Source organism: Corynebacterium sp. Marseille-Q4381 (assembly GCF_036881695.1).
Classification (GTDB): domain Bacteria; phylum Actinomycetota; class Actinomycetes; order Mycobacteriales; family Mycobacteriaceae; genus Corynebacterium.
Window position 1 is genome coordinate 199,988 of the sequence record NZ_JBAJNR010000002.1, and the last position, 17,044, is coordinate 217,031.

General features: G+C 67.4%; 15 protein-coding genes. 2 read left to right on the plus strand and 13 right to left on the minus strand.

Going from position 1 to position 17,044, the window contains the following annotated elements; all coding sequences use genetic code 11:
- Positions 1–20 precede the first annotated feature (20 nt).
- Positions 21–950 (minus strand): type VII secretion-associated protein, encoded by a 930-nt coding sequence (locus V6D40_RS02765; RefSeq protein WP_334288835.1) that lies wholly within the window; start codon positions 948–950, stop codon positions 21–23.
- A complete protein-coding gene (gene eccCa, locus V6D40_RS02770) occupies positions 947–4,600 on the minus strand; it encodes a type VII secretion protein EccCa (RefSeq protein WP_334288836.1) in 3,654 nt (1,217 codons plus the stop codon). The genes V6D40_RS02765 and eccCa overlap by 4 nt, the downstream gene beginning before the upstream one ends.
- A 218-nt stretch (positions 4,601–4,818) precedes the next feature.
- On the opposite strand from eccCa, the gene eccD reads away from it, so the two are divergent.
- Positions 4,819–6,129: a type VII secretion integral membrane protein EccD gene (eccD, locus tag V6D40_RS02775; protein ID WP_334288837.1), complete on the plus strand. Its 1,311-nt coding sequence runs from the start codon at positions 4,819–4,821 to the stop codon at positions 6,127–6,129.
- The gene (locus tag V6D40_RS02780) at positions 6,129–7,238 is read left to right on the plus strand and encodes a S8 family serine peptidase (protein ID WP_334288838.1); all 1,110 of its coding nucleotides are present in this window, start codon (positions 6,129–6,131) and stop codon (positions 7,236–7,238) included. The genes eccD and V6D40_RS02780 overlap by 1 nt, the downstream gene beginning before the upstream one ends.
- Here V6D40_RS02780 and eccB read toward each other — a convergent pair.
- From eccB to map, 11 genes are all read right to left on the minus strand, one after another.
- Entirely contained in the window at positions 7,221–8,471 is a 1,251-nt protein-coding gene (gene eccB / locus V6D40_RS02785) for a type VII secretion protein EccB (RefSeq protein ID WP_334288839.1), read from the minus strand. The genes V6D40_RS02780 and eccB overlap by 18 nt on opposite strands.
- Before the next feature lie 86 nt (positions 8,472–8,557).
- Positions 8,558–10,654 carry a DUF6541 family protein gene (locus V6D40_RS02790; protein ID WP_334288840.1) on the minus strand — a complete coding sequence of 699 codons (2,097 nt, stop codon included), beginning with the start codon at positions 10,652–10,654 and terminating at the stop codon, positions 8,558–8,560.
- A gap of 30 nt (positions 10,655–10,684) precedes the next feature.
- Complete coding sequence (gene truA / locus V6D40_RS02795; protein ID WP_334288841.1) at positions 10,685–11,533, minus strand: tRNA pseudouridine(38-40) synthase TruA; 849 nt, start codon at positions 11,531–11,533, stop codon at positions 10,685–10,687.
- A 105-nt stretch (positions 11,534–11,638) separates the two neighbouring features.
- Entirely contained in the window at positions 11,639–12,217 is a 579-nt protein-coding gene (rplQ, locus tag V6D40_RS02800) for a 50S ribosomal protein L17 (RefSeq protein ID WP_334288842.1), read from the minus strand.
- A gap of 50 nt (positions 12,218–12,267) precedes the next feature.
- Positions 12,268–13,281 (minus strand): DNA-directed RNA polymerase subunit alpha, encoded by a 1,014-nt coding sequence (locus V6D40_RS02805; RefSeq protein ID WP_334288843.1) that lies wholly within the window; start codon positions 13,279–13,281, stop codon positions 12,268–12,270.
- A 66-nt stretch (positions 13,282–13,347) separates the two neighbouring features.
- A complete protein-coding gene (gene rpsD / locus V6D40_RS02810; protein WP_334288844.1) occupies positions 13,348–13,953 on the minus strand; it encodes a 30S ribosomal protein S4 in 606 nt (201 codons plus the stop codon).
- A 27-nt stretch (positions 13,954–13,980) separates the two neighbouring features.
- Complete coding sequence (gene rpsK / locus V6D40_RS02815) at positions 13,981–14,382, minus strand: 30S ribosomal protein S11 (RefSeq protein ID WP_234948217.1); 402 nt, start codon at positions 14,380–14,382, stop codon at positions 13,981–13,983.
- A 3-nt stretch (positions 14,383–14,385) separates the two neighbouring features.
- Positions 14,386–14,754, minus strand: a complete 369-nt coding sequence (gene rpsM, locus V6D40_RS02820) for a 30S ribosomal protein S13 (protein WP_234948216.1) — start codon at positions 14,752–14,754, stop codon at positions 14,386–14,388.
- 213 nt (positions 14,755–14,967) lie between these two features.
- The gene (gene infA / locus V6D40_RS02825) at positions 14,968–15,186 is read right to left on the minus strand and encodes a translation initiation factor IF-1 (RefSeq protein WP_018017508.1); all 219 of its coding nucleotides are present in this window, start codon (positions 15,184–15,186) and stop codon (positions 14,968–14,970) included.
- Positions 15,187–15,379: 193 nt separating this feature from the next.
- Entirely contained in the window at positions 15,380–16,150 is a 771-nt protein-coding gene (locus V6D40_RS02830; protein WP_334288845.1) for a L,D-transpeptidase, read from the minus strand.
- Between the two features lie 19 nt (positions 16,151–16,169).
- Positions 16,170–16,961, minus strand: a complete 792-nt coding sequence (map, locus tag V6D40_RS02835) for a type I methionyl aminopeptidase (RefSeq protein ID WP_334288846.1) — start codon at positions 16,959–16,961, stop codon at positions 16,170–16,172.
- Positions 16,962–17,044: the final 83 nt, after the last annotated feature.

Sequence of the window (17,044 nt, forward strand, 5' to 3'; positions counted from 1 at the left end):
GCTTCCGGTTCCATCGGTTCTCAAGAAATTTTCGGCTCCGGGGAAAACTCCGCCGACTCCATCGCCATCCGGCAAGTGGCCGACTGCACCTTTGTCGGCGCAGTGCGCGTGTGGCAGGCGATAAAGATCTGGTGGTTGCCCTCCGGCCAGGTCTTCCAGAGCACCTCGGAGCCGTCGCCGGGCATTTCGCGGTAGGTCAGCACCTGCCCGTCGGCGCGCACCAACTCGGTTTCATCGTCCGCGTCAATTTCTGCGAGCACCTGATCCGCCATCGCCTGGGCGGGCAGGTTGTAGAGCTCCTCCACAGCTATGTGCAGCCGAAAATCGGGGTCAAGCCCGGTCGCGCGCCAGTTCCCGCCGACGTCGCCGGCAGTGAACCCGTGCGGCAGCTCCACGCGCACCCCGGCTTCCTCCAAGAACACGGTTTCCGGTTCAGGGGGCAGTTGCTTATCGACGCCCCCTTCATCCCCCTTCTCCACAACCTCAGTCGCAGTCTCCTCCGGTTCCTCGATCTCCATGGGTCCCTCGGGCTCCGCGGCAGCCATGAACCAGCGAGCCAGGATCACCGTCGCGCTCGCGACCAGCGCCACCACGACCGCTACCGCAGCAGCAACCACCACCGTCGAGCGCTGCGGCTCCTCCCACTCCTCGACGCCCTCTTCTTCGTCCGCCGGCACCTTCGGGTCGTCGTCGGGGACTTCCGGCAGCTCCGCGGTAGTGAGCGCGATGTCGTACTCCCCCAGCGCCGCTTCAATGCGCTCGAGGCGGCTTCGAGACGCGCTGACGTGCACGTGCGCACCCTCGGGATGCGGCCCGAAGACGTTCCGCACAAACACCGCGATCTCGTGCTCCGAGGGCGCGTCGAAGCGGTGGAGGTTCGCGGCTCCCGTGAACACGGTCGAGGTATCCGTCACCGTGATCCGGAGCTGGGGTGGTGCCTCGGCGCTCACAGGCTTCCGCCTTCCTCGTACGGCGCGGCGACTTGGACTGCGCCGACAGTTTCGCCGCGCTGCACCAGGGTTGCGCGCCCCGGCGCCAGGGGTTTGGGCCTAACCCCGAAGACGCTGCCTTCGTCCCGGTTGCCGTCCATTACCAAAACGTCTGGGTAGATGTCGGTCAGCGCGCCCAAGAACCCGCCGTAGAGTGCCCTTGATATGCCGCTGAGCTTCCGGGCGCAGACGATGTGGAGACCAATGTCGCGGGCGTGCGGGACGAGCTCGGCGACGTCGCGGAGCACAGCGTCGTTGACCAGGTCCATGTCGTCGATGACGAGGTAGATTTCGGGGCCCTGCCACCAGCTGCGCTGGGCCAGTTCCTGCGGGGAGATGCCGGCGCCGGGAAGGCGCGCGCTGAGTGTGTGAACGAGCGCCTTCACCGCATCTTCGATGGATGTCGGCGACGCGCCGTAGGCTGCGACCATCGTGTCGTCCGCGCGCCCGAGGTGGGCGCGGCGCGGGTCGAGGATGACCATGCGCGCGGCCTCGCGCGGCATGGCCTGGATAGCGGTGACCGCGGCGGCGATGAAGGTGGACTTGCCGCAGCCGCTTGCGCCGGTGGCGACGACGTGGCCGGAGGTGCTCCACAGCGGCTCAAGGCGGGGTCCGCCGACGCCTAACGGGATTGAGGGGGTGGTGGCGGCGTCGATAAGCAACTGCACTGGTGCGTGCGCCGGCAGGACCTTCAGCGCTGGCACCCGCACCTGCCCCGCGGTGACCTGCGAAATGTGGGCGAAATCCTCGGCGACCGTGCGCGCGACCAGCATGACTTTGCCTTCCGGTGTGAGCCCGATGCCCGGCCTGGCGGGCAACGTGGTTTGCGCTTGGCGGTCGATCATCGAATCCATCGCTTCGGTGAGTTTAAGCTCCCACCGCGTGGCGATCAGATCGCGGACGTTGCTGCGCACCGCGGACCAGCGCTGCGTGGTGATCACCAGATGCACGCCGGCCGCAGGACCTTCGGACGCGATTCGGGTGAGCGGGTCGCGCAAGTCTTCCAGTTTGGAGTCAGCTGCGAGCAGCGCGTGCCAGCCGTCGATGAGCAGTAGCGTGTGGCGCGCGTGACCGGGATCGGGGTTGTCCAGCACGGCGGTGATTTCATCCACCACGCGCCGCACCTTCTCCTCGTCGCCCCTTGCCGCGGTGCCGGCCACGTGCGGCAGAACCTCGATCTGGTCGAGCCCACCGGCGCCAGCGTCGATGGCGTAGATCGCGACCTGGTCGGTGGTGTGCGTGAGCGCCACGGAGGCGGCGAGCGTGAGGAGCAACTCCGACTTGCCGGTCTGCGGCGCGCCGGCGATCGCGGCGTGGCCGCCGGAAGCTGCGAGATCGAGCAGCAGCATGTCTTGGCGCTGGTGGTAGGGCTCATCTACCAACCCCATTGGCACGCGCAGGAACCCGAAGTCCCCGTCGCCGGGGCGCACACTAGACAGCGCCAGCTGCTCGGGCAGGGGCGGCAGCCACACCTGGTGCGCGCGCATTCCGGCGAACGCGGCGAGCGCCCGGGTGCGCTCCACCACGGCGTCCACCACCGTGGTGGAGGTGTCGGTCTCAATAACCTCGGTCACCGCCCGCGCGGCGTCGAGGGCTTCCTCAGCCTCATCCCAACCGGTGAACTCGTGCACGAACACCGGGTTCGCGCCGGCGCGCCCGGCCACCTTGCGCCGCACCGGACCCGAGACGTAGACCGCGCGGAACCTGGTGAGCCCGTCGGCGCCCGCCTTGAGGTAGCCGGAGCCGGGCTCGCCCGGCAGCTCGTAGGCGTCCGGCACACCGAGCACCTGGCGCGATTCCGCCGCCGAAAAGGTCTTGAGGCCGATGCGGTATGACAAGTGCGAATCCAGGCCGCGGAGTTTGCCCTCCTCCAGCCGCTGCGACGCGAGCAGCAGGTGGACACCCAGCGACCGGCCCAGCCGGCCGATCGCCACGAAAAGGTCGGCGAAGTGCGGGTGCTGCGTGAGAAGCTCAGAAAACTCGTCGACCACCACGAACAGCGCGGGCAGCGGGTCGAGCGGCGCGCCGGCAAGGCGGGCGTGGGTGTAGTCGGTGATGTTGGCGAAGTTGCCCGCCTTGCGCAGCAGCTCCTGCCTGCGGTGCATCTCCCCCGACAACGCGTCGTACATCCGCTCCACCAGCACCGCTTCGTCCTCCAGGTTCGTGATCACCGCCGACGTGTGCGGCAGCCCCTCGCAGCCGAGGAAGGTTGCGCCGCCTTTGAAGTCGACGAGGACAAGGTTCAGCTCGTCCGGCGAGTGGGTGGCGGCCAGGGCGACGACCAGCGAGCGAAGCAATTCCGACTTACCCGAGCCCGTCGCGCCGATGCAGAGGCCGTGCGGGCCGGAACCGCCGTGAGCGGCCTCCTTCAAATCGATGAACACCGCTTGGCCGTCCGGTGTCGTGCCGATCGGCACGGTGAGCCGTTGGCGCGTGCCCTCGCGGCCCGGCCACATCGCCGCCACGTCAGCCGCGTCGACGCGGGCGTGGCCGCCGGTTGCCTCCAGGCGGTCCAGGCCGAGCATGGCAAGCACGTCGGCGCCGGCCTCACCGCTTGCGGCGTCGGGGCGGCGGTAGAAGGCGAGCCGCCGGGCCACGAGGAGGGCCTCGGCGCCGGTGAAGGCGTCGACGTCGCCGAGTAATTCCGGACCGCGCGCGGTCAACACAGTCACCGAGTCGTCGCAGACGAGGTGAAGCGCGTCCTCGTCGACGAAGAAGTCGGGGTCGGGGTGCACCGTGATAGTGCAGTCGGCGGTGGCGAGTGGGGGGTTGAAGGTGGCGTCGACAAGCATCAAGCTCCACTGCGCCTCCTGCGGCGTCCGTGCGTGCGGCAGCCACTTTGTCCAATTGAAGCCCGAGGATGCGGCGTCGATGCCGACGAGCTCCGGGCCGTGGAAAAACGCCAGTTGGCAAACGATGGAACGCGCCACGTCGTGGGCCCGCGGGCCGGCCAAGGTGACAGAGCGGAACGCAGCGAGCTGGACCACGATCGGCATGCCGTGCACCGCGCTGACCGCGGCGACGGTGCGGCGCAGACTGACCGCGCACACCGGGTCGAGGTCCTCCGTCGAGCCGGGGTCATCCACCTCGACCGGCGTGTGCAAGGCGGTGGCTCCCGTGCCGACGCGCACCTGCAGCGCCTGCGCCGACTGCGCACCGCGCTCCCACACCCGCTGAGTGGAGACTGCCATCGCTAGCTCGGCCGGCTTCGGGTGCAGGTAGTTGAAATGCGCCCGCTGCATGTCCGCGCCTGCGCGGGCGCGTTTCGCCAACGCGTCGAGGTGCCGCAGGTAGACCCGGCGGGTCTCGTCGATGTCGCTCTTGCCCTCGCCCGGGTTGAACAGGCCAATCAGCCCGATCAGCATCATGAGCGGGAAGATCAGCATCATCGGGCTCATCTGGCGGCCAGAGGCCACCATCAGCGCCATCACCGCGCCGACCGCGGCGACCATGATGACGGGAATGAGCACCCTGATCAGCGCGATGGGCTGATCTTTCTGCACTCCCGGCACCGCTTCGGCGCGAAGCGAGCCGGTTGGCAGCGGCGGCGCGCCGTCTTCCGGCGCGACGTGAATCGGAGCGATGACCGGGTTGTGGTCGAGGCCGAGCATGCGTGAAGTTCCCCCTGTACTCCCGCGGACGCCGGTTCCCCCTCTTTTGGATCCGGACCCCCAATCCGCGATGCAGGCAAAGTATAGGGCTGTCTTCAAGCTCCTGCAGGACGCGGCTGATTCGCCCACCGGTGGACGGGCTTAGGCTCCTACGGCATACTTGAGCCCGTCCACGCGCGGGCAAACGGGGGTTCCGCGCTTTTCACATGGGGGAAATCATGGTTGCCTCGTCAACCCATCACGTTGTCCGTGTCACCGTTCGCATCAGCGCGGCTGACGTCCACCGCGACATCGACGTCACGCTGCCGACATCGTCCGCGCTCGCCGAAGTGTTGCCCGAACTCGCGCGCATCATCGACATTCCGCACATCCCGCGCCCGTGGCAGGCGGCCACCGCCGCAGGGGCGCCGCTGGACATGTACGCTCCGCTGCACAAGCTTCGGCTTGTCGACGGCTCCATCATCTCGCTGACCCCCGCCGAGCCGCCCTCGCCGCCGGTGGTCCGCGACGCCACAGAATCACTCACCGCCGCCGCTGCCGCCGCGCACGACGCCCGCGGCCTCGACACCGCGGCGGGCATCGCGGGCTGCGCCGGCATCGCGCTCGTCCTCATCCCGCACGCAGGTCTCGCCGCCGCGCTCGCGGCCGCGGCGTTGGCGCTGGCGCTGCTTGCACGGCTGCGCAGCTCGCAGCCGCTCTTCTTCCCCGTTCCGCCGTTGTGCGCGGCGGCTGCCGGCGCGTGGGTCGCAGGGCCGCGCGCCGAGTGGGTATCCGGCACCGACCCCGCCGTTGGCGCGGCCGCGGCCGCCATCACCTGCGCCGCCGCAGCCGCCGCTGGGTCCGCGGCGCGTCTTTCGGGCCCCGCCGCAACCACGTTCCACCTCGCGACCAGCACCATTGCCGCCATCGGCGCGCTGGGCGCGTGGTTGCCCGCCTCCCTCGCCCCGGCGGCCATGACAGTGCTAGCCAGCGTCACCGCTGTGACGGCAACTCCAGGCTTGGCCAGCCGCGCCGCGGGGTTGAAGATCCCCCGGATCCCCACCGCTGGCGAGGAGCTGACGCATTCCGACGGTTACCAGCTCGACGTGGACGCGCGCAGCGCGAGCGCAGTGGCGGTCGCCGACGCACTCTCCGCCGCGGCGGCCGCGTGTGCGGCTCCGGCTCTTGCGTGGGCCTCTCTTACCGGCGGCACCTGGCCGATCGCGCTGTGCCTGGCTACCGCCGGCGCCCTTGGGCTGCACGCCCTGCGCCACCACTACCCGGTTTCGCGCGCCGCGCTGACTATCGCGGCGCTCGCGGCGCTGGCCGGGGTGGTCGTTGCCACCGCCGGCGGGGGCACCGCTGAAACGGTGCTCGCCGCTGCCGTGGCCGCCGCCGTTGCTACCGCGCCCCTGTGGGCACCCCACCTGCCCGAGCTGGAGCCAACCACGGTGGCCTGGTTTGAACGCGCCGAAGCCGCCGCCATCATCGCGCTCATCCCGGTTGCCGTGCAGATGACCGGGCTGTTCGCGCTCATCCGGGGGCTGTAATGAAACGCACCATCGCCACCGCCCTCGCCCTGGCGGCAACAGCGACCGCGTTCATCCCCGCCGCCCGCGCCCAGGACTACGCCTGCGCCGCACCTGCGCACGCGCCGTTTGCCGGCGCCCCAGATCTTCAACCGCTGCGCCAGTTCGCCACCGGCGCCGGTGTCGCCGTGGCCGTCATCGACACCGGGGTAGCACCTTCACCCGAACTGCCGCACCTGCGCGCCGGGCAAGATTTTGTGGATCCCGCTTCCCCCGACCCGCTTTTCGATTGCGACAGCCACGGCACCGTTGTCGCAGGCATCATCGCAGGGCAAACAATCGGGGTGGCGCCCGGCGCGTCCGTGATCTCGATCCGGCAGACCTCTGCCCACTACCGCAGCCGCGACGAGACCGAGTTCGCCGGTTCACTTGCCACGCTCGCCGCAGCAATCCACAACGCGCTTGACCAGGGTGCGCGGGTGATCAACATCTCCGTCGTCTCGTGTCTTCCGCCGGAGGTCGCGCCGCGCGTGGACCTCGCCGTGGTCGAGGAGGCGCTCGCCAGGGCAGAAACACAGGGCGCGGTGGTCATCGCCGCAGCCGGTAACGCCTCCGACACCTGTGGCCAAGGGTTCACCGTGGTGCCGGCCCACTTCCCCACCGTCATCGCGGTCGGCGCCCGCGCCGACGCGCACACGGTGGCAAGCTACTCCATCAGCGCGCCCGGCCCTGAAGTTTCTGCCGACGGGGCGGTACCACTAGCCCTCGCCTCCGACGGCAGCGGCTGGGCGGCGGGCACCCGCGGTGCGCGCGGTGAAGTCGCCCCGTACGTGGGAACCAGCTTTGCGGCCCCGCGCGTCGCCGGCGCGGTGGCGCTACTGCTTGAGCGCTACCCCCGTTTAAGTCCCTCCCAGGTCAGGGAGCTGGTCTATGCCGCGGCTGAACCCCGAGGCGGGGCGCTCGACGCGGGCAGGCTAATTAGCCACCTCCCGCCGGACGACGTCCCCGCGTCGGACCCGATCGTGATCTTGCCGGCGGCAGGCGCGGCCTCGAGCGCTCCGGGGAAATGGTGGGTGGCGCTGCCGCTGGCCGCGCTGGTTGCCGCGGCCTCGTTAGTACGCCGCCGTTAGCGCCGACTGCCGGTTCAGCGGCTCACCTTCCGGAAGCAACGAGACGATGCTCCACGCCGCCTCATCGACGCGCTGCACGCCGATGATCTCTAACGTCTTCTCGTCGGGCACTGGGTGGCGCAGCCCGCTTGTCGCGACCACGTGGTAGCCGAAACCGGAATCGATGCCCACGGCTCCTGCGGCGAGCCCGGCGAAGTGGGTGGCCACCGACGACCCGGACAGTTCGACCGCCCCGTCCACAGCCCCACCGTCCGGCGCGTCCTCAGCCAGCGCCGCTGCGCCGCCCTCGGGTCCGGCGCAGATTGCGCGCGCCGCTGGGTCGAGCCACTCGGGTACCCGCGCGGGCAGGCGTAAGACGATTGGCGGATCGAGATCGGGGTAGTTGGCGATTGCCGGGGGATCAACCTCCGTGACCTGGGCTGAAGCACTGGTGAGCAGGTGCGCTTGGGTGGGTGTGATGGGTTGCACGTGGGCGTCAATAAGCAACCATGCTCCCTCGGCTGTTGTGAGCACCGCTGGTGCGGGGTGAGGCAGCGCGTAGGGCGGCAGCTCGCGGACTGCGACGAAGACCTGGGTGGGCGGTGTCCAGCGGGGTGTGGCGGCGTCGATACCCAGCCCGCGCCGCAGAATCCGCCCCTCTGGTGTGGTCGGCGGCGGCAGCAGCGCGCGGCCCTGAGCGGTGACCACCCACTCGCGGTTGTCGGCGGCTGCGAGGACAGCCTCGTTCTCGCCCAGCGGCGGCGGGGCCTCGCCCGCAATCACGCTGACGGTGTCGCCTGAAGTGCACACCGACCAATCCTCGTGGTCGGAGTCGGCCGGCGCGAAGACGTTGGGTGCCGTGGCGATCCCGACGGGGACGCCGCGGCCCATCGCCAGCAGCGCCTCGTCGCCTACTCGGGCAGGCTCCGCTGGCGCACCAGCGACCAGCCGCGCCGAGGTCAGGTTGGTGACTGGGTGCGCGGTGTCGTCGACGCGCACGTACAGTGCCCCGTCGGCTCCGCGCAGAATCGGCGCGCCGCCCGGATCCGGGTTCGGGGCCATCCACGCGAACAGCCCCATCACCCCGGAGATCAGAAGCGCCGCGACGGTGCCGAAGATCATGGCGCGGCGCCGCGAGGCGAGCGGATCGTGGATCATCCGGACGTCGCCGAAGATGAGCCCGTGCTCGACCCGGCGGCGCATAAACTTGTGTCCGGAAACTTGAGTTTTTGTTGTTGGCAGCACGCGCGCCATGTGTCCCCCTCCCCCGAGAATCGGGTTCGAGGATACCGCGCGGGAGCGGCGCGCGCAGGGTACCGCCGCTGCCGCGGGCGTTCTGTCTACCCGCTGGCAGCAGTAGTTCCCGCCGCCTCGAGCTCGAACAGCTCATCCGAGCCGTTCGCGAGGGCGTCTTTGCGCATGTCGGCGAGCTCGGCGCTGGTGAACGCCTCGTTGACAGCGAAGATCGCCACCGTACCCTTGCGGTAGACGGGCGTCATCCCCTTCGACGCCCATAGGCCTAGGTTGGCTTCCTTGTTCGTGCGCTGCCCGTCCCAGAAGGACTGGGGGCTGACCATGTAAAAGCGAATGTTCATTTTCTCCACGGCCTCGTCGGCCGGATTGTCGGCCGAGGCGCGCCCGCGCAGCCCTTCTCCGATGAAATCGGGGTGCCAGAACGTGGTGTCGAAGGCAGCGCCGCGTCCCGCGTTGGGCCAGAGGTAGTGGCGCGATGCGGTGGGCACGCCGCTGAACGCGTAGAGCCAGGAGTGCCCGTCAGACGGGTCGCCGATGGTGAGGCCCTCGTAAGCTTCCGGGCGGCTGGCGAGCCACGTGAATGCGGCAATGTCGTCTTGGCTAACCATGCGCCCGTCGTTGCGGGGGGCGGTGAAGATGTGCTCGTTGGCGCCATCAAGCGATGCCCGAGCGGAGGGAACCGCAACCGCGGTAAGTCCTGCCGCAACTACCACCGATGCTGCGGCGGTCACCCGCACCCCGGTCGGGTTTTCACGGCGCGCGGCGAGCGGGGCGAGGGTGACCAGCCTCACCATGGCGGCGAGCGCGACCGCTGCCGAGGCGACCAGGCACATCACCACGGGGATGATGAGGCGGTGCGGCGTGTTGTAGTGCAGACTGCTGATCTGCCACAAGGCGTCGCCTACCCAGCCGTCGAGCGGTGCGGTCGAGTTCACGGTGGTCAAAAGGCACACCGCGTAAAACAGGCTCGGCCAGATCTGGCCGCGCCAAACGAGCATCACTACTGCCCCGATGAGTCCGAGCCAGAGCAGCGGCATCGGGTCGAAGTCCGGGAAAAACTCCTCCACGTGGCGCGTCAGCAGAAAGAAGGAGGATTCCCACGCGTCGGTGTCGTTGAGCGCCTCTTGCGCCACCCACCCGGAGACCTCGCTCGCCTGCTTCGAGCCTGCGAGCACCTGCGGAAGGTACACGACGGAGGCGCCGACGGCAGGCAGCGCAAGCCAAAGGGTGTCCGACAACCGGCTGCGCTCCGGGCGGACAAGCAGTGACGTGAGCCACGCCAAGGCGACCGCGACCACGACCACGCTCACCGCAGACGGATGCACGCAGAGCAAGCCCAAAAACCCGAGCGCCGCGGCCAACGCTGAAACGTGGTCGCGCGGCACGGTCAGGAACAGCCAGATGACGATGCCGGTCAGCGACATTGCGAACTGGTACGGCCACATGCCGACGTATTCCGCAATCCACAACACATGCGGCACACCAGCAACACCCACGGCGGCAAACGCGGCAGCGATCTGAGCGGTCAGGCCCCGCGAGCGCAAAAACGCTAGCACCAGGCAGGCCATGGTCAGCGGCAGCGCGATCCCCGACAGCACGACCTGGGCGATGTTCAGAGCTGGGATCGGATCCAGCCCGGCGGCCTCGCCAAAGAGGGCGGCGCCGGCGTGGTAGCCCGAAGGGTAGAGCTGCACCGCCTGCGTCTCGATGTTCTGCAGCTCACCCATGCGCGTTGGCGACGCGACGCCCGTATCCATGATGAAGCGCACCGCGTTGGCGTGCCACTGCGAATCCCAACCCTGGACCACGTTGTAGACGCCGTTGGGCGCGCGTTGGAGCCAGTGAAGGCGGTCCGCTGTGCACAACCACGCGCCTGCGGCAACGCCGGCGGCGGGCAGCATCCAAGCCGGGTCGAGGGGGCGGCGCTCACGAGTGCGCGCTATGGCGAAGCGCCACACAGCGGCCGCGCCGAGGGCGAGTGCCAGGCTCACCCCGTACGTCCACAGGTTGAACGGCGCAGAAGTCAAACCCCACATCCACGCGCTCATGCCGATCACGCCAAAGGTGACCGGCAGCGCCGCAGCCGCGGCAGCGGGCGCGCGCATGCCGGACACCAGCGCGATCAGGAACCCGGGCAGCAGGAAGAACGCGATCGCGAACCACAGGGCGGCTGTGCTTGCCATCGTTCCTCCTTTCTCCCGGAAGCATTCTAGCTACAAGCTGCGGCGGTCCCGCGTCACCTCCGCGCGGGCCGCGAGATCTTCGTCTTTGGGGTAGGTCACGCCAGTTAGTGTGAGTCCGCACGCGGGGGCGAGGCGAAGGGTGGGCTCGCGGGCGTCGGCAAGCAATAGCCCCCTCGCCCACTCCGGGTCCTGCTTGCCCTCCCCCACAGTCAGGCACGCGGCCGTAAGCGCGCGCACCATGTTCCAGCAGAACGCGTCGGCGGTGATGTGCGCCAAGTAGAGCTCGGGCTCGCTCTCGCTTGACGCGTCCCCCCACCGAAACGCCTGCACTTCGCGGATGGTGGTGGCGTGCTCGCGAGGTTTGCAAAACGCCGCGAAGTTGTTGAGCCCCACCATGTAGCCGGCAGCTTGCTGCATGCGCTCGATGTCCACGGGCTTTCCCCAAACAGCCGTGTCGCGGGCGCGGGTGGGCAGCGCGCCCGCTGGGTGGGTGGTGACGCGGTAGGTGTACGAGCGGGTCAGTGCGGCGAACCGCGCATCGAACTGCGGGGGCACTTGCCGTACGCCGAAGACACGGACATCGGTTGGGAGCAGTTTTGCTAATCGACGCACCAACCTCCCCGCATCCCCATCAATCGATCGCTGGCGCAACGTCTCCTCGGGGACGTCCGCGTGGGCCACCTGCGCCGAGGCGTGCACACCCGCGTCAGTGCGTCCGGCGACCGTGAGCGAAACGGGCGCGCGGAGCACCAGCGAAAGCGCGTCCTCAATAACTGCCTGCACGGTGCGCAGCTCGCCCTTCTGGCGTGCCCACCCGTGGAAGTCGGTGCCGTCGTAGGCGATATCGAAGCGCAGCCGGATCGTGTCAGTGGGGTCCATCGGTGCAACAGCGTAGCAGCGCAGCACACACAAAAAAGTGCCCCACCACAATCGTGGCGGGGCACCCGGGGCGCGATACGCGCTTGCAGAGGGGGTTTCAGGACCCTACTTCTGCTGCTCCTGCTCCGGGGTCTCCGGCTCAGCAGCCTGGGCCTCGACAGCAGCCTCGTCGGCGGCCTCAGCCTGGACAGCCTCAACCTGCTCGGTCTCGACCGAATCTGCGGTCTCCTCGACCGGAGCGGTGGTCTCCTCGACCTCAACCGGAGCTGCGGCCTCCTCGCGGGCGGCTGCAGCGCGCGCGGTGCGGGTAGCCGCGTTGGACACGGTCTCCTCGGTCACCAGGGAGATGTGCACCATCGGCGCGTTGTCGCCGGCGCGGTTCTCCAGCTTGATGGAGCGGGTGTAACCGCCATCGCGGCCCTCGAACAGCGGAGCCAGGTTGTCGAACAGGTGCGCAACGACAGCCTTGTTCGGCAGCTCAGCAGCCACAGCGCGACGGTCAGCCAGCGAGCCGTGCTTCGCCTTGGTGATCAGCTTCTCAGCGTAGGGGCGAAGCATCTTCGCCTTCGCCTCGGTGGTCTTGATAGCGCCGTGCTCGAAGAGGGATTGCGCCAAGTTCTGCAGGATGTGCTCCTGGTGCTTGGCGGACCCTCCGAGACGGGCACCCTTCTTAGGGGTAGGCATGAATAACTCCTCGTGTGCGTGAAATGAGCGCTAGCTCAAAGATGAATGTTCTACTCGGCGTCGTCCGCGGCGGTGTCGACGTAGTCACCGGTCTCCGCGTCGTACCCCTCGATCTGGGTGGGATCGAAATCTTCCGGAGCGTCCTTCAAAGTCAGGCCGAGGTTCGCGAGCTTGATCTTCACCTCGTTGATGGACTTCTGGCCGAAGTTGCGGATGTCCAGCAGATCGCTCTCGGTGTACTCGGCGAGCTCACCGACAGTGGAGATCTCCTGGCGCTTCAGGCAGTTGTAGGAGCGCACGGAGAAGTTCAGGTCTTCGATCGGCAGGTTGTAGGCCGCGATGTACTCCGTCTCCTGCGGGGATGGGCCGATCTCGATGCCTTCTGCCATCGTGTTCAGCTCGCGGGCCAGCCCGAACAGCTCCACAAGGGTGGAACCGGCGGAAGCCAGCGCGTCGCGGGCGGACATGGAGTTCTTGGTCTCCACGTCGATGATCAGCTTGTCAAAGTCGGTGCGCTGCTCGACACGGGTCGCCTCAACTTTGTAAGCGACGCGGGTCACCGGCGAGTAGATCTGGTCGACCGGGATGCGGCCGGCCTCGCCGCCGGAGTTCGGCATAGCCGGGACGTAGCCGCGGCCGCGCTCGACAACAAGCTCCATCTCCAGGCGGGCCTGCTCGTTCAGAGACGCGATGTGCAGATCCGGGTTGTGGATCTCCACGCCGGCCGGCGGCTCGATGGAGCCTGCCGTAACCTCGCCCGGCCCCTCGACGTTAAGGTACATGACCACCGGCTCGTCGGAGTCGGAGGACAGCACCATGTCTTTGACGTTGAGGACGATCTCGGACACGTTCTCCTTGACCCCGTTAATCGTGGTGAACTCGTGGAGGACACCGTCGATCTTGATCGACGTCACGGCCGCGCCCGGAATGGACGACAGCAGCGTGCGGCGCAGGGAGTTGCCCAAGGTGTAACCGAAACCGGGCTCGAGCGGCTCAATGATGAACTTCGAGCGGTTGGTGTCGATGTACTCCTCGGTCAGTTGCGGGCGCTGAGAGATGAGCATGAACTTCTCCTTAATCGGCAACCACTATTTGATGCCGGTAGGAACGGATGTGGGGTAGAAAAATGCTTACTTCGAGTAGAGCTCGACGATGAGCTGCTCCTGCAGCGGCACGTCGATCTGAGCGCGCTCGGGCAGCTGGTGCACGAGGATGCGCAGGGTGTCCGGAACGACCTGCAGCCAGGCCGGAACCACGGAATCGAGCAGGTTGTCCTGGGCCTCCTCGAACCACAGCATCGAACGCGACTTGTCGCGCACATCGATGATGTCGTACTGGGTGACCTTGAAGGACGGAACGTCGACAGCCTTGCCGTTCACGGTGAAGTGACCGTGGGAGACAAGCTGGCGAGCCTGGCGGCGGGTGCGAGCCAGGCCTGCGCGGTAGACAACGTTGTCCAAGCGGGACTCAAGCAGAACCAGAAGGTTGTCGCCGGTCTTGCCCGGGAGGCGGTTGGCCTCCTCATAGTAGCGGCGGAACTGCTTCTCCATCACGCCGTAGGTGAAGCGGGCCTTCTGCTTCTCCTGCAGCTGGAGCAGGTACTCAGATTCCTTGATGCGGGCGCGGCCAGCCTGCCCCGGAGGGTAGGGGCGGCGCTCGAAGGACATGTCGCCGCCGACGAGGTCGACGCGGAGGCGACGGGACTTACGGGTAGCAGGGCCAGTGTAACGAGCCATGATAAGTTACCTCTTTTCCTTTCAGCCTTAAACGCGACGACGCTTCGGCGGACGGCAGCCGTTGAACGGCTGCGGCGTCACGTCGGAGATCGAGGACACCTCCAGGCCAGCAGCCTGGAGCGAACGGATAGCGGTCTCGCGGCCGGAGCCCGGACCCTTAACAAAAACGTCGACCTTCTTCATGCCGTGCTCCATCGCCTTGCGGGCGGCGTTCTCGGCAGCCATCTGCGCGGCGAACGGCGTGGACTTGCGGGAGCCCTTGAAGCCGACGTGGCCGGAGGATGCCCAGGAGATCACAGCACCGGACGGGTCCGTGATGGACACGATGGTGTTGTTGAAGGTGGACTTGATGTAAGCGTGGCCGGCGGCCACATTCTTCTTTACGACGCGGCGTCCACGACGCGCGCCAGCACGAGTCTTCGGTGGCATGTGTTACTTCTTCTTTCCTGCGATGGTCTTCTTCGGGCCCTTGCGGGTACGCGCGTTGGTCTTGGTGCGCTGGCCGCGAACCGGCAGGCCGCGGCGGTGACGCAGACCCTGGTAGGAGCCGATCTCAATCTTGCGGCGGATGTCAGCCTGCACCTCGCGGCGCAGATCGCCCTCCACGGTGTAGGAGGACTCGATCGCGTCGCGCAGAGCTGCGAGCTGGTCGTCGGAGAGGTTGTCCGTGCGCAGGTCGGGAGAAATGCCGGTCTTCTCGAGCAGTTCCTTGGCTCGGGTCGGGCCGATGCCGTAGATGTAGGTCAGTGCGATCTCCATGCGCTTGTTGCGCGGCAGATCAACACCAGCAAGACGTGCCATGAGGTCACGTTCCTTTCGGGTTGTTACGGTGGTTTGCTCCCTACCCGTCCACGCCAAGCAACGCTTTGTCCGGACCGTGCCGGAGGATGGGTTGTGGTTTCGCGCGGCTCTGGCCACCGTGGCCGGAGGTAGACGAGCTGTGACTCACGCGGGCGCGCTTTGTTTGCACGTAGTCCCCGCCGCACCGCTCTGGGTAAGGAGGCGAATGCTTATTTACTTGTAGCGGTAGGTGATACGCCCGCGGTCCAGGTCATACGGGGAAAGCTCCACGATGACGCGGTCCTCTGGGAGGATGCGGATGTAGTGCTGGCGCATCTTGCCACTGATGTGGGCGAGAACCTCGTGCCCGTTGTCCAATTCGACTCGGAACATAGCGTTCTTCAAGGGCTCGACGATGCGGCCCTCAACTTCGATTGCGCCTTCTTTTGCCATACACTCCACTTCCTAAAGCACCGGCGTTTGCGCTGGTACTCGACGTATTTTCCTGACTGCTACGCGGTGCGGACCGGTCGGCGTGTGCGATCTGGTCTACACCAACGTTCGACTATAGTGCCTCACCTGCGAAAAGCGAAACCGCCCACCTCGGTTGCGAGATGAGCGGGAGCAGTGTTGCGAGGAGCAGATTCTAGTAGACGTACACCTTGTCGCCGATCTGCAGATCGTTGAAGTACTTCTGCGCATCCTTGGAGTACATGCGGATGCAGCCGTGCGAGAGGATGTTCGGGTCGCCCTCGTGGAACGCGATGCCGTTGTTGGTGAAGTAGGTCGCGTACGGCATCGGGGCCATGTTGAAGATGTAGCTCACTTCGTCCTTGACCTTGCGGTTGACGTAGTGGGTGCCCTTCGGCGTGTCGTAACCCGGGCGGCCCGGGCCGATGAAGACGGCGCCGTAGTACACCTGGCCGTCCTTCTGCAGCCAGGAGCGGCGGCCGTTGATGTCGATGCAGGCCTTTGCGTCCTTCGGGCAGGACCCGTAGTCGAAGCCCGGGCGCGCCTCAGCCACGGGAGCCGGAGCTGGAGCCGGTGCCGGGGCTGGCTTGGGTGCCGGCTTCGGTGTGCGCTCCGCGATCAGGCCCGGGAACAGCGCCTCGACAATCTTGTCGATGCCCTCCTTAGCCTGAGCCGGCACCTGCGGGCCGAAGACCGCAAGCGAGTCAGCTTGCCGGCGCAGCGAGTTGCGCAGGTTCCACGCGTTGTCGCGGGAGGCTTTGTCGCGGGAAGAGCTCAGCTCCGAGAACTTTTTGTTGGCGTCGTTCAGGAACGAATCCGCGGTGACGCCGGCGGAAGAGGAGAGCGGTGCCAGCGCCGGGAGCGCGGCTGCGGGCTGTGCGAACGCGGTGGCGGCGATGCCTGCGGTGGCCAAAAGCGCGGCGGCGCGGCGGGAAATCTTCAGCATGAAGCGAAAGTATAGCCTGTCAATCGCGCGGGGTGAGGATGCGAGGCCCCTGTGAAGTCGCTGCCACGGTGTGCTCCCAGTGGGCGGCCGGGGAGCCGTCGGCGGTGACGACGGTCCAATCGTCGTCTTCAACCACGGAGTCGGTCTCGCCGCCGAGTATGAGCATCGGCTCGATCGCAAGCACGGAACCTTCCTGGATCAGCGGCCCCCTGTTCGGCCGCCCCTCGTTAGCCAGGAACGGGTCCTCGTGCATGGTGCGTCCAATGCCGTGGCCGCCGTAGCCGTCGAGGATGCCGAGCGCGACTCCAAACCGCTCCTCGGCAGCTCGAGTCGCCCGCTCTAGGGCGTGGGAGACATCCGTGAGTTTGTTGCCCGGCACCATCGCCTTCAGCCCTTCGGCGAGCACCCACTCAGTCGCGCGGTTCAGCTTTTCCGCGTCCGGCGCCAACTCCCCGATTCCGAACGACCAAGCGGAGTCCCCCACCCAGCCGTTCAGCGTGGCTCCGCAGTCGATGGAGATAAGGTCGCCGTCGGCAAGCACAATGCTTTTCGACGGAATGCCGTGTACCACAACCGAATTCACCGAAGCACAGATGGACCCGGGGAAGCCCTGGTACCCCAAAAACGTGGGCGTGGCGCCGTGGTCCCGGATCACCGTCTCTGCCACAGTGTCCAGATCGAGCGTGGTCGCTCCCGGCTTCGCGGCGGCGCGGACTTCTTTCAGCGCGGCGCCGACGATGCGACCTGCCGCCTCCATCGCGTCGAGCTCCTCGGGCGTCTTCGCGGCGATGCGCCGTTTGCGGAATGCCATGGCGGTTCTCCTTTTCGCGGGGTGGATAGTGAAACGCAAAAAGCCGGTGCGAGCACCGGCCAAAACGCGCGAGTTTATGCGGG